Source organism: Pseudomonas sp., from assembly GCF_049653025.1.
GTDB lineage: Bacteria > Pseudomonadota > Gammaproteobacteria > Pseudomonadales > Pseudomonadaceae > Aquipseudomonas.
In genome coordinates, this window is record NZ_JBASFM010000025.1 from 1 (window position 1) to 22,355 (window position 22,355).

The 22,355-nt window shown below is 62.3% G+C and carries 24 protein-coding genes; 14 read left to right on the plus strand and 10 right to left on the minus strand.

What is annotated here, in order from left to right; translation table 11 throughout:
* Positions 1 to 136: 136 nt before the first annotated feature.
* Entirely contained in the window at positions 137 to 1,366 is a 1,230-nt protein-coding gene (gene serA, locus WBK23_RS19420) for a phosphoglycerate dehydrogenase (protein ID WP_424485571.1), read from the minus strand.
* 185 nt (positions 1,367 to 1,551) lie between these two features.
* Here serA and WBK23_RS19425 point away from each other — a divergent pair, with 185 nt between their 5' ends.
* From WBK23_RS19425 to WBK23_RS19445, 5 genes are all read left to right on the plus strand, one after another.
* Positions 1,552 to 2,946: an FAD-binding oxidoreductase gene (locus WBK23_RS19425; RefSeq protein WP_424485572.1), complete on the plus strand. Its 1,395-nt coding sequence runs from the start codon at positions 1,552 to 1,554 to the stop codon at positions 2,944 to 2,946.
* 144 nt (positions 2,947 to 3,090) lie between these two features.
* On the plus strand, positions 3,091 to 3,756 hold the full coding sequence (locus WBK23_RS19430) for a fumarylacetoacetate hydrolase family protein (RefSeq protein ID WP_424485573.1): 666 nt from the start codon (positions 3,091 to 3,093) through the stop codon (positions 3,754 to 3,756).
* Positions 3,757 to 3,850: 94 nt separating this feature from the next.
* On the plus strand, positions 3,851 to 4,774 hold the full coding sequence (locus tag WBK23_RS19435; protein ID WP_424485574.1) for an SdiA-regulated domain-containing protein: 924 nt from the start codon (positions 3,851 to 3,853) through the stop codon (positions 4,772 to 4,774).
* An 84-nt stretch (positions 4,775 to 4,858) separates the two neighbouring features.
* Positions 4,859 to 5,206: a NirD/YgiW/YdeI family stress tolerance protein gene (locus tag WBK23_RS19440; protein ID WP_424485575.1), complete on the plus strand. Its 348-nt coding sequence runs from the start codon at positions 4,859 to 4,861 to the stop codon at positions 5,204 to 5,206.
* An 85-nt stretch (positions 5,207 to 5,291) separates the two neighbouring features.
* Positions 5,292 to 6,212 (plus strand): SdiA-regulated domain-containing protein, encoded by a 921-nt coding sequence (locus tag WBK23_RS19445; RefSeq protein WP_424485576.1) that lies wholly within the window; start codon positions 5,292 to 5,294, stop codon positions 6,210 to 6,212.
* Between the two features lie 9 nt (positions 6,213 to 6,221).
* Here the strand turns inward: WBK23_RS19445 and WBK23_RS19450 are convergent, their stop codons facing one another.
* Positions 6,222 to 7,607 carry a NorM family multidrug efflux MATE transporter gene (locus WBK23_RS19450; protein ID WP_424485577.1) on the minus strand — a complete coding sequence of 462 codons (1,386 nt, stop codon included), beginning with the start codon at positions 7,605 to 7,607 and terminating at the stop codon, positions 6,222 to 6,224.
* 137 nt (positions 7,608 to 7,744) lie between these two features.
* Between WBK23_RS19450 and WBK23_RS19455 the strand changes: the two genes are divergently transcribed.
* On the plus strand, positions 7,745 to 8,677 hold the full coding sequence (locus WBK23_RS19455) for a LysR substrate-binding domain-containing protein (RefSeq protein WP_424485578.1): 933 nt from the start codon (positions 7,745 to 7,747) through the stop codon (positions 8,675 to 8,677).
* Positions 8,678 to 9,028: 351 nt separating this feature from the next.
* On the plus strand, positions 9,029 to 9,817 hold the full coding sequence (locus tag WBK23_RS19460) for a gamma-glutamyl-gamma-aminobutyrate hydrolase family protein (RefSeq protein ID WP_424485579.1): 789 nt from the start codon (positions 9,029 to 9,031) through the stop codon (positions 9,815 to 9,817).
* Between the two features lie 49 nt (positions 9,818 to 9,866).
* On the opposite strand, the gene WBK23_RS19465 is transcribed toward WBK23_RS19460, so the two are convergent.
* Together WBK23_RS19465 and WBK23_RS19470 are read right to left on the minus strand one after the other, a co-directional pair.
* Positions 9,867 to 11,366, minus strand: coding sequence for a YifB family Mg chelatase-like AAA ATPase (locus WBK23_RS19465; protein WP_424485580.1), 1,500 nt, complete (start codon positions 11,364 to 11,366; stop codon positions 9,867 to 9,869).
* 32 nt (positions 11,367 to 11,398) lie between these two features.
* The gene (locus WBK23_RS19470; RefSeq protein WP_424485581.1) at positions 11,399 to 11,674 is read right to left on the minus strand and encodes an accessory factor UbiK family protein; all 276 of its coding nucleotides are present in this window, start codon (positions 11,672 to 11,674) and stop codon (positions 11,399 to 11,401) included.
* 426 nt (positions 11,675 to 12,100) lie between these two features.
* Here WBK23_RS19470 and glnK point away from each other — a divergent pair, with 426 nt between their 5' ends.
* From glnK to sutA, 4 genes are all read left to right on the plus strand, one after another.
* Positions 12,101 to 12,439, plus strand: a complete 339-nt coding sequence (glnK, locus tag WBK23_RS19475) for a P-II family nitrogen regulator (RefSeq protein WP_021700071.1) — start codon at positions 12,101 to 12,103, stop codon at positions 12,437 to 12,439.
* Positions 12,440 to 12,475: 36 nt separating this feature from the next.
* On the plus strand, positions 12,476 to 13,792 hold the full coding sequence (locus tag WBK23_RS19480; protein WP_424485582.1) for an ammonium transporter: 1,317 nt from the start codon (positions 12,476 to 12,478) through the stop codon (positions 13,790 to 13,792).
* Between the two features lie 241 nt (positions 13,793 to 14,033).
* On the plus strand, positions 14,034 to 15,284 hold the full coding sequence (locus tag WBK23_RS19485; RefSeq protein WP_424485583.1) for an ammonium transporter: 1,251 nt from the start codon (positions 14,034 to 14,036) through the stop codon (positions 15,282 to 15,284).
* Positions 15,285 to 15,475: 191 nt separating this feature from the next.
* On the plus strand, positions 15,476 to 15,808 hold the full coding sequence (gene sutA / locus WBK23_RS19490) for a transcriptional regulator SutA (protein WP_424485584.1): 333 nt from the start codon (positions 15,476 to 15,478) through the stop codon (positions 15,806 to 15,808).
* A gap of 109 nt (positions 15,809 to 15,917) precedes the next feature.
* Here sutA and WBK23_RS19495 read toward each other — a convergent pair whose 3' ends face one another.
* Genes WBK23_RS19495 through lptM form a run of 6 tightly spaced genes read right to left on the minus strand, consistent with a single transcriptional unit; the run spans position 15,918 to position 20,513 of the window.
* A complete protein-coding gene (locus WBK23_RS19495) occupies positions 15,918 to 16,613 on the minus strand; it encodes an HAD family hydrolase (RefSeq protein ID WP_424485585.1) in 696 nt (231 codons plus the stop codon).
* The gene (gene xerC, locus WBK23_RS19500) at positions 16,610 to 17,506 is read right to left on the minus strand and encodes a tyrosine recombinase XerC (protein WP_424485586.1); all 897 of its coding nucleotides are present in this window, start codon (positions 17,504 to 17,506) and stop codon (positions 16,610 to 16,612) included. Before xerC ends, WBK23_RS19495 begins: the two co-directional genes overlap by 4 nt.
* A 41-nt stretch (positions 17,507 to 17,547) precedes the next feature.
* The gene (locus tag WBK23_RS19505) at positions 17,548 to 18,246 is read right to left on the minus strand and encodes a DUF484 family protein (RefSeq protein WP_424485587.1); all 699 of its coding nucleotides are present in this window, start codon (positions 18,244 to 18,246) and stop codon (positions 17,548 to 17,550) included.
* Positions 18,243 to 19,073: a diaminopimelate epimerase gene (gene dapF / locus WBK23_RS19510; RefSeq protein ID WP_424485588.1), complete on the minus strand. Its 831-nt coding sequence runs from the start codon at positions 19,071 to 19,073 to the stop codon at positions 18,243 to 18,245. The genes WBK23_RS19505 and dapF overlap by 4 nt, the downstream gene beginning before the upstream one ends.
* A gap of 12 nt (positions 19,074 to 19,085) precedes the next feature.
* A complete protein-coding gene (lysA, locus tag WBK23_RS19515) occupies positions 19,086 to 20,339 on the minus strand; it encodes a diaminopimelate decarboxylase (RefSeq protein WP_424485589.1) in 1,254 nt (417 codons plus the stop codon).
* 9 nt (positions 20,340 to 20,348) lie between these two features.
* Positions 20,349 to 20,513 carry an LPS translocon maturation chaperone LptM gene (lptM, locus tag WBK23_RS19520; protein ID WP_424485590.1) on the minus strand — a complete coding sequence of 55 codons (165 nt, stop codon included), beginning with the start codon at positions 20,511 to 20,513 and terminating at the stop codon, positions 20,349 to 20,351.
* Positions 20,514 to 20,660: 147 nt separating this feature from the next.
* On the opposite strand from lptM, the gene WBK23_RS19525 reads away from it, so the two are divergent.
* The 3 genes from WBK23_RS19525 to WBK23_RS19535 are packed head-to-tail and all read left to right on the plus strand — an operon-like array spanning position 20,661 to position 22,273.
* Entirely contained in the window at positions 20,661 to 21,701 is a 1,041-nt protein-coding gene (locus WBK23_RS19525) for an AraC family transcriptional regulator (protein ID WP_424485591.1), read from the plus strand.
* A 52-nt stretch (positions 21,702 to 21,753) separates the two neighbouring features.
* Positions 21,754 to 22,086, plus strand: a complete 333-nt coding sequence (gene cyaY, locus WBK23_RS19530) for an iron donor protein CyaY (protein WP_339525249.1) — start codon at positions 21,754 to 21,756, stop codon at positions 22,084 to 22,086.
* Entirely contained in the window at positions 22,067 to 22,273 is a 207-nt protein-coding gene (locus WBK23_RS19535; protein WP_424485592.1) for a DUF1289 domain-containing protein, read from the plus strand. The genes cyaY and WBK23_RS19535 overlap by 20 nt, the downstream gene beginning before the upstream one ends.
* Positions 22,274 to 22,355: the final 82 nt, after the last annotated feature.

Below are 22,355 nucleotides of genomic sequence, written 5' to 3' on the forward strand. Positions count from 1 at the left end.
CTGTTTCGGATCTCGCGAGCTAGAGCGAGACAAGGCAGAAATGGCCGAGGGCGCGGAGTTTACTGGCTGTAAATGAGCAGCCCGAGGCCATTTCTAACGCCGTATCGCCGACGCGCAGCAGATCCGATACAGGTTCTTAGAACAGGACGCGGCTACGGATAGTCCCACGCACGTGCTGCAGCTTCTCCAGCGCCAGGTCGGAGTAGTCGGCGTCGACGTCGATCACCACGTAGCCAACCTTGTCGTTGGTCTGCAGGAACTGGCCGGAGATGTTGATGCCGTTCTCCGCGAACACCTTGTTGATCTCGCTCATCACGCCCGGGATGTTGGCGTGGATGTGCAGCAGGCGGTGCTTGCCAGGGTGCGCCGGCAGGGCCACTTCGGGGAAGTTGACCGAGGACACCGAGGTGCCGTTGTCGCTGTACTTGACCAGCTTCTCGGCCACTTCCAGGCCGATGTTGGCCTGAGCTTCGGCAGTCGAACCGCCGATATGCGGGGTGAGGATCACGCGATCCAGGCCGCGCAGCGGGCTTTCGAACTCTTCGTCGTTGGACTTCGGTTCGACCGGGAACACGTCGATAGCCGCGCCGATCAGGTGCTCGTCCTTGATCGCAGCGGCCAGATGCTCCAGCTCGACCACGGTGCCGCGTGCGGCGTTGATCAGAATGCCGCCCTTCTTCATCGCGCGGATTTCCTTCTCGCCGATCATCCACTGGGTGGATGGCAGCTCAGGCACGTGCAGCGACACGATGTCACACATGCCCAGCAGGTCGTGCAGCTTGGCGATCTGGGTGGCGTTGCCCAGCGGCAGCTTGGTCACGGTGTCGTAGAAGAACACCTGCATGCCCATGGCTTCGGCGAGTACCGAAAGCTGGGTGCCGATCGAGCCGTAACCGACGATACCCAGCTTTTTGCCGCGGATTTCGAAGGAGTTGGCCGCCGATTTGATCCAGCCGCCACGGTGGCAGGAGGCGTTCTTCTCGGGGATGCCGCGCAGCAGCAGGATGGCCTGGGCCAGCACCAGTTCGGCCACCGAGCGGGTGTTCGAATAGGGTGCGTTGAACACGGCGATACCGCGCTCGCGGGCGGCGTCGAGGTCGACCTGGTTGGTGCCGATGCAGAAGCAACCCACGGCCACCAGGCGCTTGGCGCAGTCGAAGACCTCGGCGGTCAGCTGGGTGCGCGAGCGGATGCCGATAAAGTGCGCGTCGGCGATCTTTTCTTTCAGCTCGTCGTCGGAGAGTGCGCCCTTGAGGTACTCGATGTTGGTGTAACCAGCGGCCTTCAGGGTGTCCACTGCATTCTGGTGGACGCCTTCAAGAAGAAGGAACTTGATCTTGCTCTTGTCGAGAGAGGTCTTGCTCATCGGAGTACCTGTTGTCCCACAAATAGTGTCAGGGAAGAGGCCGAGCGCCGCCGGCCGCAGCCCGCAGATCGGCGCGGGGGCACGATTCACGGGGGGCGTATGCTAGCATACGAGCCCCGCGAAGCACCTACCCTGGCAGATGAAGCGTGCTCAGGGTGACCATGAATCGTATGAGAGTTCCGTAGATGACCAACCCTGCGCTGATCGAAGAGCTGAAGACCCTGGTGGAGCCCGGCAAGCTGCTCACCGATGCCGATTCCCTCAATGCCTATGGCAAAGACTGGACCAAGCATTTCGCCCCGGCCCCCCTGGCGATCGTCTTCCCCAAGAGCATCGAGCAGGTGCAGGCCATCGTCCGCTGGGCGAATCAGCACAAGGTCGCCCTGGTGCCGTCCGGTGGCCGTACCGGTCTCTCCGCCGGTGCCGTGGCCGCCAATGGCGAAGTGGTCGTCGCCTTCGACTATATGAATCAGATTCTCGACTTCAACGAATTCGATCGCACCGCCGTGTGTCAGCCGGGCGTGGTGACCAAGCAGCTGCAGATGTTCGCCGAGGACAAAGGCCTGTACTACCCGGTGGATTTCGCTTCGGCCGGTTCCAGCCAGATTGGCGGCAATATCGGCACCAATGCCGGCGGGATCAAGGTGATTCGCTATGGTATGACCCGCAACTGGGTGGCTGGGCTGAAGGTTGTAACTGGCACCGGCGAGCTGTTGGAGCTGAACAAGGACCTGATCAAGAACGCCACCGGCTACGACATGCGCCAGCTGTTTATCGGCGCCGAAGGCACCCTGGGCTTCGTCGTCGAGGCCACCATGCGCCTGGACCGTGCGCCGAAGAACCTCACCGCAATGGTCCTTGGCACCCCGGACTTCGATTCGATCATGCCGGTGCTGCACGCCTTCCAGAACAAGCTGGATCTGACCGCCTTCGAGTTCTTCTCCGACAAGGCCCTTGCCAAAATCATGGCCCGTGGCGACGTGCCGGCGGCCTTTGAAACCGATTGCCCGTTCTACGCCCTGCTGGAATTCGAAGCCACCACCGAGGAAGTCGCCGAAGCGGCCCTGGCCACCTTCGAGCATTGCGTCGAGCAGGGCTGGGTGCTGGATGGCGTGATGAGCCAGAGCGAGCAGCAACTGCAGAACCTGTGGAAGCTGCGTGAGTACATCTCGGAAACCATCAGCCACTGGACGCCGTACAAGAACGACATCTCGGTCACCGTGTCGAAAGTGCCGGCGTTTTTGCACGATATCGACGCTATCGTCGGCGAACACTACCCGGATTTTGAAATCGTCTGGTTCGGCCATATCGGCGACGGCAACCTGCATCTGAATATCTTGAAGCCGGAGAACCTGTCCAAGGACGAGTTCTTCGCCAAGTGCGCCACGGTCAACAAGTGGGTGTTCGAGACCGTGCAGAAGTACAACGGCTCGATCAGCGCCGAGCACGGCGTGGGCATGACCAAGCGCGATTACCTGACCTACAGCCGTTCCGAGGCCGAGATTGGCTATATGAAGGCGATCAAGGCGGTGTTCGATCCCAACGGCATTATGAACCCAGGCAAAATCTTCGCCGTCTGAAGCTACTGCGCTCGGCCATGCTGCGTTGGCGCAGCCGGGAAAAATGCTCATTGGCACTAGCCAACTGCGCTTTTCCCCGACTCCGCCGCCTTGCCTGACCTTCGCTCGTGACGCTTCATAAGCATTTGATTCGGAGAAAAGCGGATGAGCTACCAGCATCAGTATATCGATGGCACCCATATCCACTTTCCCATGGGCAAGGTGGTGTGCATCGGGCGTAATTACGCCGAGCATGCCAAGGAGCTGAACAACCCGGTGCCCAGCGAGCCGCTGCTGTTTATCAAGCCGGGCAGCTGCGTGGTGCCGCTGGATCAAGGCTTTACCCTGGTCGAAGGCCGTGGTGACGTGCATTTCGAGGCGGAAATCGCCGTGCTGATCGGCAAGCCGCTGTCGCGCACACCGAATGCCGAGGAAGTGCTCGACGCCATTTCCGGCTTCGCCCCGGCGCTGGATCTGACCCTGCGTGATCTGCAGGCCAAGCTCAAGGAAAAGGGCTATCCCTGGGAAACCGCCAAGAGCTTCGACGGTGCCTGTGTACTGGCTCCTTTCGTCCCCGGCGATGCCGTGGAAGACCTGAGCGATATCGGCATCCGCCTGGCGATCAACGGTGAAGTGCGCCAGGATGGCAACAGCCGCGATATGCTCAACCCGATTTTGCCGATGATCCAGCATATCTGCGGGCATTTCAGCCTGCAGCCGGGCGATGTCATCCTCACCGGCACCCCCGCCGGCGTCGGCCCGCTGCACAAGGGCGACGAGCTGGTGCTGGAATTGCTTGGACACAGCCGTTTCGTCAGTCGCGCGCTCTGATTTTCAGGCACATGGAAGTGCCTGTTGAGCGGGTAATCGAACCTTAAGCGTTGCGCTCTAGTCTGATAGCCATCGTTCTTCTGAGTAGTGTGCGATGTCTGGTTGGCTTTCCCGTTTGTTGCGTCCGCGCCTGGCGCTGTTGCTTGTGTTGATAGCGGTGATGCTGGTGGCGAATTATCGTCATTGGGATGATCGCCTGTCGTTCTGGTTCAAGGAGCAGCAGGTCAGCACCGCTGAGCAGCAGCAGAGCGTCTGGCTGCCTGGTTATCGAGCCGTGCTGCAGGGCAAGCCGTTGCAGGGCTTAGGCGATGAGGAGGTGTCTGGGCTGACTTATAGCCATGAAAGCGACACCCTGTTCACTGTGACCGGTAAGGACCCTCAGCTGATCGAGCTGACCCTGGATGGCCAGGTGATGCGCCGTATCGATTTGCACGGGTTTGCCAATCCGGAAGGTGTGGAAATGCTCTCAGGCGGTCGCCTGGCGATTGTCGATGAGCGTAAGCGCACCCTTACCACGTTCAAGCTACATGCCCTAACCCGCAGCCTGGAGTTTGCCGACTATCCCTCCTTCGATCTGGGCTTCGCCGGCGCAGGCAACAAGGGTTTCGAGGGCATTGCCTGGGATTCGCGCAATGAGCGCGTGCTGCTCGGCAAGGAACGTGGCCCCTTGGGGCTGTTCAGCCTGCCGTTCCCTGGTGAAGACGGGGCGACGGGGGCCTTGCAGCCGCTGTCGTCCGGGCATCTGTTTCTGCGCGATATTTCGTCCCTGACCTACGACGCCCGCACTGGGCACTCCCTGGTGCTTTCGGATGAGTCGGGCCTGCTGCTGGAGGTGGATGCCCAGGGCGAACCGGTCAGCTTTATCAGCTTGAGCGGTGGCATGAATGGTTTGCGCGGCGGCATTAAGCAGGCCGAGGGGGTGACCATGGATGGCCAGGGCAATATCTATATCGTCAGTGAGCCCAATCTGTTCTATGTGTTGCGCAAAGAGCCGGCCAGCCAGCCCGACAGTGATTAAGTTTGGCTTAAGCGGCGATTAAGCCTGGCTTCAGCTACGCCCTCTAATCTGGCCCCATCACTTAACTGATTAGAGGTTCACCCCATGAAACGTTTCGCCCTTGCCCTGTTGCTGGCTCCCCTGTTTTCCACTGCGGCCCTGGCCGCCGGTTACACCGGCCCCGGCGCGACAACCCAGGTCACTACGGTGGCGGCCGCGCTGGATGCCGCCGATGACACCCCGGTGGTGTTGCAGGGGCAGATCGTCAAGCGCCTGCAGGATGAGCTCTACGAGTTCAAGGATGCCAGCGGCACCATCCACGTTGAGATCGACGATGAGCATTGGCCCGCCCAGGCCATCTCCGATACAGCGACCGTCAAGTTGAGCGGTGAAGTCGACCGCGACCTGATGAGCCGTGAGATCGATGTCGAGTACCTCGAATTGGTCAACTGATTGACTTAACCTGTTTCCCACGCCCGCCCGCAGCTTGTCTGTCGGGCGGGCGCTGCTATGCCGTCCTGTAGTCGCCGAGAGTGATATGCGCATTCATTTGACCCTGAAACACCTGCTGTTGAGCATTGTGCTGCTCGCGTTGCTGCTGCTTGGGCTGGTTGCCCAGGAGTACCGTCTGTTTGAGCGCGCCTGGTTCAACGTGCAGCAGTGGCAGCAGACGGGCCAGTGGCAGGAAGACTCCATGTCGCTTACGGATTACCAGGTGGAGATCGAGGCTAAGCCGATTGCCGGGTTGGATGATGATGTATCGGCGCTGACCTACGACCCGGATCGCAACAGCCTGTTTACCGTGACCAATCAGAAGTCGCAGCTGATCGAGCTGTCGCTGGATGGCGAGATTCTGCGACGTATCGACCTGGACGGCTTTGGCGATGCGGAGGCGGTCGAGTACATCAGCATGGGCTTGTATGTGATCACCGATGAGCGCCAGCAGCGTCTGATCAAGGTGCGTGTGGATGACAGCACCACCACTCTGCACGCCGATCAGGCCCAGCAGCTGTCGCTGGCGCTCGGGCGCAACGGTAACAAGGGCTTTGAGGGGCTGGCGTACGACTCGGTGGGCCAGCGCCTGTTTGTCGCCAAGGAACGCGACCCGATGCGCATCTACGAGATTCACGGTTTTCCGCAGCGCGACCCGCAGCAGCCGTTCGCCGTGCATGTGCTGGATGACCAGCAGCGTGATGCCGGGTTGTTCGTGCGCGATCTGTCCAGCCTGCAGTTCGATGAGCGCAGCGGGCACCTGCTGGCGCTGTCCGACGAATCGCGGCTGGTGCTGGAGCTGAATGTCGACGGCCAGCCGATCAGCAGTCTGTCGCTGCTGGGCGGGCGCAATGGCCTCAAGCGCAGCGTGCCCCAGGGTGAGGGTATCGCCATGGATAACCAGGGCACGCTGTATCTGGTCAGCGAACCAAACCTGTTCTACCGCTTCAAGAAACCGCTGGACTGAGGCGCTGACTCAGGACAGGCAGGCCGGGCTGCTGGCCGCCTGCGGTTGCAGCAGTCGCGCGGTTTTCCATTCGAAACCCAGGGTCAGGCCGACCGCCGCGCAGGCCAGACCGCTGGCCAGGCCCCACCACACGCCCTCGGCACCCCAGCCCATTGGGAAGGCCAGCAGCCAGGCCAGGGGTGCGCCAATCGCCCAGTAGCAGCCGAGGCCGACGAAGAAGGTGGTCTTGGCGTCCTTGAGGCCGCGAATCGCACCCATGGCGATGGTCTGGATGCCATCGAAGAACTCGAACCAGGCGGCAATCGCCAGCAGGCTGACGGCCAGCGCCACCACTTCACGGTAAGCCGGGTCGGCGCGGTCGAGGAACAAGCCCACTACCCAGTGCGGGGCGAGCCAGAACAGGCAGGCAAAACCCAGCATGCACAGCGCGCCCAGGCCGATGCCCAGGCGTCCGGCGCGGCGCGCTTCGAGCAGGCGACCCGCGCCGAAGTGCTGGCCGATGCGGAATGTCACCGCGTAGGAAATCCCCACCGGCACCATAAATGCCACGTACACCGACATGATCGCCAATTGGTGCGCCGCCAGTTGCTGGCTGCCCAGCGCCCCCATGCACAGGGCGGCAAAGGCAAACAGGCCGGACTCCACCGCATAGGTGCCGCCAATCGGCATGCCCAGGCGCAGCAATTCCTTCAGCTCGGCCCAGGCCGGCCGCAGCAGCCCGCGCCACAGCGGGTAAGGGCGGTAGGCGCTATGGCGCATCACATGCCAGGCCAGCAGCAGCGCCATAACATTCATCACTACGGCGGTGACCAAGCCGATGCCGGCCAGGCCCAGGGCCGGCAGGCCGAACCAGCCCTTGATCAACGCATAGTTGAGGATGAAGTTGGCCAGCGCGCCGCCGATGCTGATGGCCATCACCGGGCCGGGGCGACCGATGGCGCTGGTAAAACCGCGCAGCGCCATAAAAGTCATATAGCCGGGCAGGGCAAACACCAGGGTCGAGAGAAACTGCATGGCCCCGCTGACGTTGTCCGCGCGCTGACCGAAATACAGCAGTGCAGGCCCCAGGTTCCACAGCGCCAGGCCGGCGCTCAGCGCCAGGCCCCAGCCGAGCCACAGGCCGTTCTGGGTGAGTCGTGTAACGCCGGCGGGGTCATTGGCGCCGTGCCGAATCGCTACCAGGTTGCCGACTGCGGCGATCACCCCGACGCAGAAAATCGACACAAAGGAATAGCTGGCCGCGCCGAGGCCGCCGGCCGCCAGGGTTTCCGGGCCGAGCAGGCCCATCATCACGGTGTCGGTAAACACCATCAGCACGTGCGCCAGTTGCGCGGCGATCAGCGGGCCGGCCAGCTGCAGAATGGCGCGTAACTCGCTGCGAAGGGATTGCGGCATGATGAGTTCTACTCAGTCAGAAGCTTGCCCGGGTGATCCGCGCAGGCAGAGAATGCGCCTATTCTCATGAGCTATTGATAACGACACAAAGGGAAAAAAACGATGTCATTCATGACTAATACTCATGGTTTGCATAGATGAGTCGGCGTCTTCCGGCGTTGTACGCCCTGCGCGCATTCGAGGCCGCCGCGCGGCACAGCTCCTTCACCCGGGCGGCCGAGGAGCTGGCGATCACCCAGAGCGCGGTCAGCCGCCATGTGCGCACCCTGGAAGAGCACTTCGCCTGCCGCCTGTTCGAGCGCCGCGGGCGCAGCCTGCAACTCACGGAAACCGCACGCATGCTGCTGCCCGGGCTGCGCGATGGGTTCGATGCGCTGGAGCGGGCCTGCAACACCCTGCGCGTCGACGACACGGTACTGCGCTTGAAAGCCCCGTCGACCCTGACCATGCGCTGGCTGCTGGCACGGCTGTCGCGCTATCGCCTGAATAACAGCGACAGCGAGGTGCAGCTGACCAGCGCCTGGATGGATGTCGACAAGGTGGATTTCCTCCATGAACCCTTCGATTGTGCGGTGCTGTTGAGCCAGGGCGGTTTCTCCGATGAGTGGGAGAGCGCCGAGCTGTTTGCCGAATGGCTGATCCCGGTCTGCGCGCCGCAGGCGCTGAGCGAGCAGCCCTGGGACCTGGCGCGCTTGCAGGCCGCCGAACTGCTGCATCCAACCCCGGACCGTCGCGATTGGCGGCAATGGTTGCAGGCCATGGGCCTGGCTGAGCAGGTGCCGCTCAAGGGCGGCCAGGTGTTCGACACCCTGGAACTCGGCATGGTCGCCGCCGCACGCGGTTATGGCGTGTCGATCGGTGATCTGGTGATGGTCGCCGAAGACGTTGCCCAAGGCCGTCTGGGTTTGCCCTGGCCGTGCGCGGTGCCCAGCGGTTGCAGCTATTACCTGGTGTGGCCAAAAGCACGGCGCGGCCAGGAGCGCTTTCGGCGTTTGCGTGACTTCCTGCTCACGGAAGTGGCGGCCATGCAGTTGCCGGCGGTGCAGTCGGTCGCGCCAGGTGCGCGTTAAGCGGCGTGTAGGGCTGGCGTAAAAAATATTGGACTGCCTGTGTCGTGGATTTCAAATTAAGTTAAGTTAAAACAATGGCTTGCTTGTGTGTTTAGAGGCTATGGCCGTTACTTGCGTCCTGATTTATTAACATTTCGCACGTATTTGTTTGACATATTTTACGGCTTTGGCAGACTGGCCTCAGGGTTTCGGCTGTCAGGTGGGCGTTCTAAGCAGATTTGTCGCCCGTTTGGCCAGGTGCTTGCGCCGGCGCTGACAGACGCAACCAGCGGTAAAAACAGGAGGTCGTGCGGCAGTCGTCGCCTCTCCTGCACAGCAACGGCAGACGCCCTGTCTGCCCCAAGGTGATGTATGTCCAACAACAATACGAAACAGCGCCTAGGCGCGCGTAAACCGGTTGTCCTGATGTCCATGGGCGCTCAAGAGCGCAAAGGGCATGCCTATCAAGTCATGACCCACAAATACATAACCCCCCTGGTCGAACTGTCTGGCTGTGTGCCGCTGCTGGCACCGACCTGCATTGGTGTCGACGATCTTGAGCAGTACCTGTCGATGGTCGATGGCGTTTACCTGACTGGAGCCGGCAGCAATATCGATCCGGCGCTCTACGGCCAGGAAAACCTGACGCCGACCAAGGGCCAGGATCGCGACCGCGACCTCTTCGATATTCCGCTGATCCGCGCTGCCATCGCCCGCGGCCTGCCGCTGTTCGGTATCTGCCGCGGCATGCAGGAAATCAACGTGGCGCTGGGTGGTGATATCCATCAGAAGGCCTATGAAGTCGAGGGTATAGATGACCACCGTGAGGATTCCGACGATCCGGTGGATGTGCAGTACGGCGAAACCCACAAGGTTCGTCCGGTGCCAGACAGCTGGTTCGCCGAGCTGATGGGCCAGGCAGAATTCCCAGTCAACTCCCTGCATGGTCAGGCGCTGGATAAGCTGGGTGAAGGCGTCGAAGCACTGGCCTATGCCGAAGACGGTCTGGTCGAAGCGATTCACCTGCCGGCGGTCGAGCAGTTCACCCTGGCGGTGCAATGGCACCCCGAGTGGCAGGCTGCGCAGAACCCGCATTCGGTGAAGATCTTCCAGGCCTTCGGTGATGCCTGCCGCGAGCGTGCGGCGCAGCGCCAGCAGTAATATTTAGAGCTGGTACAAAAGCCCCGCCATGCGGGGCTTTTTCTTGTCTTCAGCTTTCACTGATGCTGGGGCGGTACTGCAAGGCCTCGCCCAGATGACTGCGATTGATGCTCACGGCACTGTCCAGATCGGCCAGGGTACGCGCCACTTTCAGCACCCGATGCGCCGCGCGCAGGCTCAGGCCTAAGCGTTCGCAGGCATTTTCCAGCCAGTGCCGATCCTCGCCGCTAAGTGCGCAATGCTGTTGCACCCCAGGCAGATCCAGATGGGCGTTGGCGCAGCCCTGCCGCGTGAGTTGGCGTTGCCGCGCATGGGTGACCTGCACAGCCAGTTCGGCGCTGTTCGGCCCTGGGTCGTTGCGGGTTTCCAGGCGGGTGGTTTCGCGCGGCACATTGAGGTGCAGGTCGATGCGGTCGAGCAGCGGTCCTGAGAGTTTGCCGCGGTAGCGCTGTATCTGCTCACCCGAGCAGCGGCAGCGCCCGGAAGGATCGCCCAGGTGCCCGCACGGGCAGGGATTCATCGCCGCGACCAATTGGAACCGCGCCGGAAAACGCACCTTGTCGCGGGCGCGGGCAATCACGATCTGTCCACTTTCCAGGGGCTCACGCAAAACTTCCAAGACCTTGCGATCGAACTCGGGAAGCTCGTCGAGGAACAAAATGCCGTGATGGGCCAGGGTGATTTCACCAGGTTGCGGGCGTCCACCACCGCCGACCAGCGCGGCGGCCGAGGCGCTGTGGTGTGGCGTTCTAAAGGGTCTCTGCGGCCAGGCAGTTAGCGGGGTGTGGCTGGCTACCGAGTGAATGGCGGCCACTTCCAGGGCTTCGCGCTCATCCAGCGGCGGCAGCAAGCCTGGCAAGCGGCTGGCCAGCAGGGTCTTGCCGGTGCCGGGCGGCCCCGTAAAAAGCAGATTATGTGACCCCGCAGCGGCCACCAGCAGCGCGCGTTTGGCGGCAATCTGCCCCTGCACTTCGGCCAGATCCGGGTAGGGTTGCAACTGTCGCAGCAGGCCCTGGGCCTGATAAGGCGCAATCGGCGTCTGGCCGTTGAGGTGAGCAGCCAGTTGCAGCAGATGCTCGACCGCAATCACCGTCAGCCCGGACGCCAGGCTGGCTTCCTCGGCGTTTTCCCGCGGCACCACTAAGGTGCGTCCGGCTTCACGAGCGGCCAGCGCCGCCGGCAGCACGCCCTGCACTGGGCGTACTGCGCCAGACAAGGCCAGTTCACCGAGGCATTCGAGCTGTTCCAGGGCCGCTGCCGGTATCTGGCCGCTGGCGGCGAGAATGCCTAAGGCAATCGCCAAGTCGAAGCGTCCACCGTCTTTTGGCAAGTCGGCGGGGGCCAGATTCAGGGTGATTCTTCGCGGGGGAAAGTCGAAAGCGCAATTGAGGATCGCGCTGCGTACCCGGTCCTTGCTTTCCTTGACCGCCGTCTCGGGTAAACCGACCAGGGCCAGCGAGGGCAGGCCGTTGGCCAGATGGGCTTCGACCGTTACGGCCGGTGCTTCGACACCTACCTGGGCGCGGCTGTGGACTATGGCCAGGGACATCGATCACTCCTTGATCGTGCTGCTGCAGCGGATTACTCGCTAAGCGGCGTGGCTTCTGCTGGGGTGCTGCGGGCTTCCATCTCGGCCACTTTGGCCTCCAGGGCTTCCAGGCGTGCGCGGGTGCGGGCGAGGACCACCATCTGGCTGTCGAACTCATCCCGGCTGACCAGGTCGAGCTTGCTGAAGGCGCTTTGCAGCAACACTTTGAACTGCGCTTCGAATTCACCGCGCGGTAATGGCGCATCGCCGTTGAATAGGCGCGAGGCGTGGGTGCTGAGGGCGTCTAGCAGGGCTTTAGGTGGCAGCATGGTGAGGTTCCAGTGACAGGTGGCGGCAGTGTAGCACGCAGCCTGGCGCGGCTTGCCGGGCACGCAGCGGGCGCATTGGCGGGCAACTGCACGGTTTTCGCGCGCCGGCCAGGGGGTGGCTGCACTGTTGTTGTGCGGTGATGGCCAGCTGATATTCCGCAAAACCCCGTGGTTACGGGCTAACTGCATGAAATAAATAGTTTTTAGACGTTCTGGCAAGCTTTCTGCTTTGTCACTGGCGACGCATGCACCGATGCAGTTCCGGTGCGTCAGGCGAAGCGGGGGAGTGTTTCGTCTGGTGTGGTTGGTTGATATCGGAGTAGCCGAGCTAGCGCGGTCGTAGCATTTCAAAAGCCAGACACTGCGCATAGACTTGGGCCGGGTTTGTTTTCCTGGGGCAAGTCCATCAATACGGGAGAAGAGTTAATGAAGCTAGTCACTGCCATCATCAAGCCGTTCAAGTTGGACGACGTCCGCGAGTCGCTGTCCGAGATCGGCGTGCAGGGCATCACGGTCACTGAAGTCAAAGGCTTCGGTCGCCAGAAGGGCCATACCGAGTTGTACCGCGGCGCTGAATATGTGGTCGATTTTTTGCCAAAGGTGAAGATCGACGTGGCGATTGCCGACGACCAGCTGGATCGGGTCATCGAGGCGATTACCAAGGCGGCCAACACCGGCAAGATCGGTGACGGCAAGATTTTCGTCGTCAATCTGGAACAGGCCATCCGCATCCGTACCGGCGAAACCGGCACCGACGCAGTTTAAGCCTCCAAACCCCCACACGCCCCAGGAGAAAAAAATATGACTCTGCGTAAGATCGCAGGGCTAGGAGCCCTTTTGTCCCTCGTAACCCCTGGCTTGGCCATGGCTGACGAGGTTGTCCTCAACTCAGGCGACACCGCCTGGATGCTGACCGCCACCGTGCTGGTGCTGTTCATGACCATCCCGGGCCTGGCGCTGTTCTACGGCGGCATGGTTCGTTCCAAGAACATTCTCTCGGTGATGATGCAGTGTTTCGCCATCACCGGTCTGATCAGCGTGCTGTGGGTCATTTACGGCTATAGCATCGCGTTCGACACCACCGGCATGGAGCAGAACGTTGTCAACGTCAACTCCTTCGTCGGCGGCCTATCCAAGGCGTTCCTCAGCGGCTTGACCCCAAGCAGCCTGGTCGGCGCGTTCCCTGAAAGCGTGTTCATCGTGTTTCAGATGACCTTCGCCATCATCACTCCGGCCCTGATCGTCGGCGCTTTCGCTGAGCGCATGAAGTTCTCCGCCATGCTGATCTTTATGGGCGTGTGGTTCACTCTGGTTTATGCACCGATCGCACACATGGTCTGGTCCGGCAACGGCGGCCTGATGTGGGACTGGGGCGTACTGGACTTCGCTGGCGGCACCGTGGTGCACATCAACGCCGGTATCGCTGGCCTGGTGGCCTGCCTGGTGCTGGGCAAGCGTAAAGGCTTCCCGACCACTGCCATGGCGCCGCACAACCTCGGCTACACCCTGATGGGCGCTGCCATGCTGTGGATCGGCTGGTTCGGCTTCAACGCCGGTTCCGCCATCGCCGCCAACGGCACTGCCGGTATGGCCATGCTGGTGACCCAGATCGCAACCGCCGCCGCTGCACTGGGCTGGATGGCTGCCGAGTGGATCTCCCACGGCAAGCCAAGCGCCCTGGGCATCGCCTCCGGTGTGGTTGCCGGCCTGGTTGCCATCACTCCGGCTGCCGGCACTGCGGGCCCGATGGGTGCCCTGGTGATCGGTCTGTCTGCTGGCGTGATCTGCTTCTTCTGCGCCACCAGCCTGAAGCGCAAGCTGGGCTACGACGACTCACTGGACGCGTTCGGCGTGCACGGCATCGGCGGCATCGTCGGCGCACTGCTGACCGGTGTGTTCGCAGCCCCAGCGCTCGGCGGCTTCGGGACTGTGACCGATATCGGCGATCAACTGCTCAAGCAGGCGATGGGCGTCGGTTTCACCGTGGTCTACACCGCTGTAGTGACCTACATCATCCTCAAAGTACTGGATCTGGTGATGGGTCTACGCGTAACCGAAGAAGCTGAGACCGTCGGTCTCGACCTCTCCGAGCACAACGAGCGCGGCTACAACCTGTAAGCCCAACTGCTGTGCAAAACGCCCGGTCCGCCGGGCGTTTTTTATGGCATGCCATCCATGGCCGCCACCCTGAGGGCCGTCGCTGCGCGACGTCAAAAATCGCTCCTGGCTATTTTTTATGGCGTGCTATCCCTGGCGGCCACCCTGCGGGCCGTCGCTACGCGACGTTAAAAATGACTCCTGATCATTTTCTATATCCGCGCCAACGGTGGCGCAGGTCCTACGGTACAACGGAGTACTTATGGAAAATACCGCACTGATTCCCTTGCAGTACGCGCTCGACACCTTCTATCTGCTGGTCTGTGGTGCCCTGGTGATGTGGATGGCGGCGGGTTTTGCCATGCTCGAATCCGGCCTGGTACGGGCCAAGAACACCACTGAAATTCTGACCAAGAACATCGTGCTCTACGCCCTGGCGTGCGTGATGTACCTGCTGCTGGGTTATGCGTTGATGTACGGCGGCGATGCCGGTGGCGTGCTGCCCAACCTGGGCTTTTTGATTGGCGAGGAGCATGTGCCGGCGGTGGTCGCCGCCGGCGGTGATGGCGCGCCTTACTATTCCAAGCGTGCGGACTTCTTCTTCCAGGTGGTGTTTGCCGCAACCTGCATGTCGATCGTCTCCGGCGCAGTGGCCGAACGCATGAAGCTGTGGGCTTTTCTCGCCTTCGCCGTGGTCATGTGCGGCGTGATCTACCCGGTGGAAGGCTACTGGACCTGGGGTGGTGGCTTCCTCAAGGCGGCCGGTTTCAAGGACTTCGCTGGTTCCGGCATCGTGCATATGGCCGGTGCCACGGCGGCCTTGGCCGGGGTCATCCTGCTTGGCGCACGCAAGGGCAAGTACGGGCCCAAGGGGCAGATCAACGCCTTCCCGGGGGCCAACCTGCCGCTGGCGACGCTGGGTACGCTGATCCTCTGGTTCGGCTGGTTTGGCTTCAACGGTGGCTCGCAGCTCAAGCTGAGCAGCATCGAAGACGCCAACGCCGTGGCCAATGTGTTCGTTAACACCAACATGGCGGCTGCCGGTGGCCTGATCGCCGCGCTGATCGTGGCGCGCATCCTGTTTGGCAAGGCCGACCTGACCATGGCGCTTAATGGCGCGTTGGCAGGCCTGGTGTCGATTACTGCTGAACCGCTGACACCGACTGCCGTGCAGGCGGCGCTGATCGGTGGCGTCGGTGGTGTGCTGGTAGTGTTCTCCATTCTCAGCCTGGACAAGCTGAAGATTGATGACCCGGTCGGGGCTATTTCGGTACACGGTACCGGCGGCATCTGGGGCCTGCTGGCGGTCTGCCTGACCAACAGCGATTCGAACCTGGGTGCGCAGCTGCTCGGCATCGGCGTGATCTTCACCTGGGTCATGCTCGCCAGCCTGCTGGTCTGGGCGCTGATCAAACTGGCGATCGGCTTGCGGGTGACCGAGGAAGAAGAATACGAAGGCGTGGACATCGCCGAGTGCGGGATGGAGGCCTATCCGGAGTTCACCAAGAACTGATTTTTCGGAGTTTCGACAAGGGCACCTAATGGTGCCCTTTGTTTTTTCTGCAAGCGCGCTAGAATGCGCGCCGTTGAGCGCAGATCGCCGATGCGCAGTGCTCAGCCACAGGAATTTTTTTCAGCGACGTTAGAAAGCTGACGCAGCTGGGCTATAACTACTCTGCTTTTCGCAAGTCATGAGGTTGGAACATGAGCGACGAAGATCTGGAACACGACGAATTAGAAGGCGCTGACGAAGACGAAGGCGAAGAGCTGGCCGCCGCCGACGATGGCGACAGCAGCGATGATGATGGCGATGGTGACGACGAAGTCGTACCGGCCAGCAAAAGCAAAAAGGTCAAGGCCGCAGTCGACGTAGAAGAACTGCCGAGCATCGAAGCCAAGCAGAAAGAGCGGGACGCCCTGGCACGCGCCATGGAAGAGTTCCTCTCGCGCGGCGGCAAGGTGCAGGAAGTCGAGCCTAATGTCGTCTCCGACCCGCCCAAGAAGCCAGACAGCAAATACGGCAGCCGCCCTATTTAAGCTGTAGCGCTCAAGCAAAAAGCCCGCATGGCAAACGCCGTGCGGGCTTTTTTATTGCTGTTATGGATAAGCAGCGCGCCGCATTTCCTTGGTTGATACGTAACTGACTCTACGCCCAGCTATGCAGCAAGGTGGGCAGCTCGGCCAGGCTGCGGATCTCGGCATCCGGCGCGGTTGTACCAGTCCAGGGCTTGGCCTGCGGATTGAACCAGATGGCACGCAGCCCGGCGGCCTTGGCTCCGGCGATATCGTCGCTGGGGTGGTCGCCGATATGCACGGCATGCTCGGCGGCTATCCCGGCGCGTTTCAGCGCCTCCTCGAAGGGCTTCGGGTCGGGCTTGCCGACGCCCAACTCTTCGGCGCACAGGGCGAACTGGAAGTAATCGGCCAGGCCCAGGCGGCGCACATCGGCATTGCCGTTGGTGATTACCCCGAGGGTGAAACGGCTGGCCAGGGCCTCCAGGGTCGGGTGCACCTCGGCGAATAGCTCGAGCTGATGGCGCGCGGCGAGAAACACCTGAAAACCACCCTCGGCCAGCGCCTGCGCATCGTTGTAGGCGTAGCCGGCGTTTTCCAGGGCGTGAAACAGGATGCGTCGGCGCAGCTCGCTCAGGCGATGTTGCAGCGCAGGCTCTGTGCGCAGCAGGGTGGCGCGAATCCCCCACAGGTGCTCGACCGACACCGCGTCCAGGCGCGGCGCATGCATGGCCAGCCAGTTGCGCAGCGCCGCCTCGGCGTCCTGCATCACCGGAGTGACGTCCCACAGGGTGTCATCGAGGTCGAAGGTAATCAGCTGAATGCTCATTCTGTGCTGCCTTTGCGTTTGGCCCGTGGGTGAGCCTTGTCATAGACCGTGGCCAGGTGCTGGAAATCCAGGTGGGTGTAGACCTGGGTGGTGGCGATGTCGGCGTGGCCGAGCAGTTCCTGCACCGCGCGCAGATCCTGGGAAGATTCGAGCATATGGCTGGCGAAGCTGTGGCGCAGCATATGCGGGTGCAGGTGCTGGCCTAGCTCGCGCACTCCGGCCTGACGCACGCGTAGTTGCACGGCGCGCGGGCCGATACGCCGGCCTTGCTGGCTGATAAACACCGCGCCATCGGCCGGATTGGCCAGCGCACGCAACGGCAGCCATTGCTCCATGGCCGCGCGCGCCATACGCCCGAGGGGTAGTTCGCGGGTCTTGTTGCCCTTGCCGATAACCCGTACCAGCCCGGCGGGCAGGTCGAGGCCATCCAGGTTGAGGCCCACCAGCTCCGACAGGCGCAGGCCGGATGAATAGAACAGCTCAAGCATGGCCTGGTCGCGGCGGGCGATAAAGTCGTCTTCCAGCGCACCATCGAGCAATTGCGCGGTGCGGTCGGCGTCCAGGGTTTTTGGCAGACGACGTTCGCCCTTGGGCGGCATCAGGCCGCTGGCCGGATCACTCTGGCAATGGCCTTCACGAATCAGGTAACGGTACAGCCCGCGGGTGGCCGAGAGCAGGCGCGCCAGGCTGCGGCTGGATTGGCCCTGCATATTCAGGCGGCCGACCATACGGCGCAGGCGTGCGGTATCGAGCGCGGCCCAGCTGTCGATCTGCTCCTGGGTGCAGAACGCCAACAGCGTGCTCAGGTCGTGGCCGTAGCCGCTCAGGGTATGGGGGGAAAGCTGGCGCTCGCTGCGCAGGTGTTCGAGGTAGGCGTCCAAGAGGTCTTGCATGGAAGCTCCCTGCGGTGCGGTCGGGGCGATGTTTAGCGCGATTAACGCACCGAGCGCAGCGGTGTGGCAAAGCCCGGTACGACGCGCGCCAGCACTTCGGCGATATAGCCGAGGAACAGCGTGCCCAGCGAGCTTTTGTAATGCTGCGGGTCGGCGCTGCCAATCGCCAGCACGCCATGCAGGCCTTGATAGGAGATGCTCACCACTGCCGCCGAGCCGACTTGCGCGCCGTCTTCGGCACCGAACAGGAAGTTCAGCTCATGCTCACGCAGCACGCCGCAGATGGTTTTGCCGCCAGCCAATAGGCCGCCGATGGCTTGATGGGCTTCGGCGCTGCTGACCGAGCGGCCGACGGGCAGCGGTGCTTCGCTGAACAGAATCAGGCTGACGAAGGGCACCTGAAACTCGCGGCGCAGGCTGTCTTCGACGCAGCTGACCACTTCTTCCAGGCTATTGGCATCGAGCAGGTCGAGCACCAGGCGGCGGGTCTTGTCGAACAGCCGGTCGTTGTCGCGGGCCACGTCCATCAATTGCGAGAGGCGGTGACGCATCTCAATATTGCGCTCGCGCAGCAGTTTCACCTGGCGCTCGACCAGCGACACGGTATCGCCGCGCTGGTGCGGAATACGCAGCTCGGGGATCAACTCGTCGTGGTCGATAAAGAATTCCGGATGCAGGCGCAGGTACGCGGCAACCGTTTCCGAATCCAGTGGCTTGGGTGAATCCTGCTTGTCGGTCATAGGCGAACCTGTCCTTCGTACACACGTACTGCGGGTCCGGTCATCATAACGGGCTGACCTGCGCCTGCCCACTCGATGGACAGCTTGCCGCCGGGTAGTTCGATCTGCACCGGTGAATCCATCCAGCCCTGGCTGATTGCCGCCACTGCGGCGGCGCAAGCACCGGTACCGCAGGCCTGGGTTTCCCCGGCACCGCGTTCCCAGACGCGCAGCTTGGCGCGTTGGCGGTCGACCACTTGCAGGAAGCCGACATTGACCCGCTGTGGGAAGCGCGAATGGTGTTCGAGTTTTGGCCCCAGGCTGTGCACTGGCGCGTTATCGACGCTGTCGACGCGCAGCACGGCATGCGGGTTGCCCATGGATATGGCGGCCAGTTCAACGGTCTGGCCGTCGACTGCGACGCTGTAACTCAGCGCCTGCTGTTCGGCCTGGAACGGGATGTTGGCCGGCACCAGGCGCGGCGCGCCCATGTTGACGCTGATCTGCCCGTCGTTGCGCACATCCAGCTCGATGATGCCGCCCTTGGTTTCCACGCGCATCTGCCGCTTCACGGTCAGGCGCTTGTCCAGCACGAAGCGGGCGAAGCAGCGCGCGCCGTTGCCGCACTGCTCCACTTCCGAACCGTCGGCATTGAAGATGCGGTAGCGGAAATCCACGTCCGGGTTGCTCGGCGGCTCGACCAGCAGCAGCTGGTCGAAGCCCACGCCGGTGTGGCGGTCGCCCCACTGCTTGGCGTTCTTCGGCTGGATATGCGCGTGCTGGCTGACCAGGTCGAGGACCATAAAGTCGTTGCCGAGGCCGTGCATCTTGGTAAAGCGCAATAACATCGCCTGGTCCTTTTAACTCGCGGGCGGCAGGCAGCTTTCGCCCGCAAAGAGTTCGCTGAGCGTCTCACGACGACGCACTTCGAAGGCGTGTTCACCATCCACCATCACCTCGGCGGCGCGGCCGCGGGTATTGTAGTTGGAGCTCATGACAAATCCGTAAGCACCGGCTGAACGCACGGCCAGCAGATCGCCTTCGGCCAGGGCCAGCTGACGATCCTTGGCGAGGAAGTCGCCGGTCTCGCAGATCGGCCCGACGATGTCGTAGTTGCGCGTTGCGCTGTCGCGCGGCTGCACGGCCACTACATCCATCCAGGCCTGGTACAGGGCTGGGCGGATCAGGTCGTTCATCGCCGCATCGACGATGGCGAAGTCCTTGTGCTCGGTGTGCTTGAGGTACTCGACCTGGGTCAGCAGCACGCCAGCGTTGGCGACAATCGAGCGGCCCGGCTCGAATACCAGGGCCAGGTCGCGGCCGGCAATGCGCTCACGCACGGCCTTGATGTAATCGCCGGCCAGTGGTGGCTGTTCATCGCGGTACTGCACGCCGAGACCGCCACCCAGATCCAGGTGCTTGATGCGGATGCCGGCAGCGGCGAGCTGATCGATCAGCGCGAGCAAACGGTCGAGGGCATCGAGAAACGGCGGCAACGTGGTCAGCTGCGAGCCGATATGGCAATCGACGCCGACCACCTGCAGGTTTGGCAGCGCGGCGGCGCGGGCATAAACAGCCGGGGCCTGCTCGATATCGATGCCGAATTTGTTTTCTTTCAGACCCGTGGAGATATACGGGTGGGTGCCGGCGTCGACGTCCGGGTTGACCCGCAACGAGATCGCCGCAGTCTTGCCCAGCTCGGCGGCAACCAGTTGCAGGCGTTCCAGCTCGTCGGTGGATTCGACGTTAAAGCAGTGCACGCCGACTTCCAGGGCACGGCGCATGTCGTCACGACTCTTGCCGACACCGGAAAAGACGATCTTGCTTGGCTCGCCGCCTGCGCTGAGTACGCGCTCCAGTTCGCCGCGGGAGACGATATCGAAACCGGCACCGAGGCGCGCCAGCACATTCAACACGCCGATATTGGAGTTGGCTTTAACCGCAAAACACACCAGATGCGGCATGCCCTGCAGGGCATCGGCATAGGCGCGGTACTGCGCCTCGATGTGCGCACGCGAGTAGACGTAGGTCGGCGTACCGAAGCGTTGGGCGATGGCGGACAACGCCACGCCTTCCGCGAACAGCGCACCGTCGCGGTAGTTGAAGGCGTTCATGAGCCGTCCTTATTCGGTCTGTGCAGGTTCAGCTGCTGGTTCAGCCGCAGGCTCGGCCTGTACGGGCACGGGTGCGCTTTCTTCTGGCAGGAACAGCGGGCCTTTCTGGCCACAGCCAGCCAGCAGCGTACTGACGGCAAGCATCGCGATAAGGGCAGTAAACAGCCGCTTCATGGTGGAATCCTTGTAATAAAGCATGATTGCGCCGGAGTATACCGACCCCCCGACGCCTTGCCTATGCGCCAGGATTCCCGTCGGGCGGGGCTTTGCCTGTATCTTTGCGGCTAGCTTTGCGCCCATCGCCAGCGTTCAGGAGACTGGATGGACAACCCCGTACCTACGAGCAGCTCGGTTTCAGTTGCTTACCTGCAAGGTTTGCTCGATTACCTGGCGCGCCGGGGCGTCGACAGCGCGCAACTGCTGGAGCGGGTGCAGCTCGGTCCGCAGATTCTTGCTCAGCGCGACCAGCGCGTCGCGGCCAGTGCCTACCTGGAATTGCTCGGCCACGGCGTGCGCCTGACCGGGGATGCGCAGTTGGGCTTGCACCTGGGTGAAGCAGTGCGGCCGGGGTATTACGGCGTGCTCGGTTATCTGATCATGAGTTGTGCGACCCTCGCCGATGCCTTGCATCGCCAGGCGCGCTACGCCGCGCTGGTCGGTAATCTGGGCCAGGTCGACTTGGCGGATGAGCCGCCGCGCGCTGGGCTGGAACCGCAGGTGGCGCACAGCTGGCAGCCTTTGTTGCCACAACAGCAGCGTCAGCTCAGTGAGGAAACCCTGGCCGGCTGGGTCACCTTCGGCCACTGGATCAGTGGCCTGGATATCCCGCCGACCGAGGTGCGTTTCCAACATTCGGCCCCGACGGATGTCTCCGAGTACCAGCGGATTTTTCGCTGTCCGGTGCTGTTCGATCAGGCCGATAATGCCCTGATATTTCCCAAGCGCCTGCTCGCCACGCCGCTGGGCCAGGCCGATGCGCAGGTGCGGTTGATGCTCGACGCCTATGCTGATCGCCTGCTCGGCGAAATTCAGCAGGGTCATAGCGTGCTCGACCGCGCGCGCCTGGAATTATCGCGGCAACTGCCGGAAGTGGGCGCGGATTTGCAGCAAATCGCCGCGCGTTTGGCGCTCAGTCCGCGTACCCTGCAGCGGCGTTTGCGCGAAGCCGGGTTATCCTTTAATCAGTTGGTGGATGAAACGCGCCAGCAGCTGGTGTTGCATTACCTGCGCGACCCGGCGCTGGAGCTGGCGGAAATCGCCTTTCTGGTCGGCTTCAGCGAACCCGGTTCACTGGCCCGCGCGTTTCGCCGCTGGACCGGGCAGAGCCCAGGCGAATATCGCCGTTGCTTGAAAGAACATTAACCACTGCAGCCCAAGACTTTTGCAGGCGCTGAATTTTTTGAGGTAAGTCGTAATGAGTTTGACCGAAGCCCGCTTTCACGATCTGGTCGATGCCACCCAGCAGGCGGTGGAAGATATTTTCGATGACAGCGACCTGGACCTCGACCTGGAAAACTCCGCCGGGGTGCTGACCGTACGTTTCGAGAACGGCACCCAGTTGATCTTCAGCCGCCAGGAGCCGCTGCGTCAGCTGTGGCTGGCGGCCCGTTCGGGCGGCTTCCATTTCGATTACGACCAGGCCAGCGAGCGTTGGATCTGTGACAGCAGCGACGAGCTGCTGGGCGAAATGCTGGCGCGCATCACCCTGGAACAATCCGGTGCCGACCTTGAGTTCGAAGAGCTCTGAGGGCGCGGGCCAGGAGGTCGCCTCGCCCTGCCGCCGCCAGTGTTGTCTGGATGATCAGGATATCTGCCTGGGCTGTGGCCGCACGTTGCAGGACATTCTCGACTGGGGCAACGCCGACAGGGCGCGCAAGCGTGCCATCTGCGTGGCTGCCGAGGCGCGCCTGCAGCAGCGCAACGCCGCGCCATGACCGGGCAGTCTTGTTTATTTGAGTGGCTGTGATACGGTCGGCCTAACCCTTGCAAACCCCATCTCCAATGATGGGGTTTTGC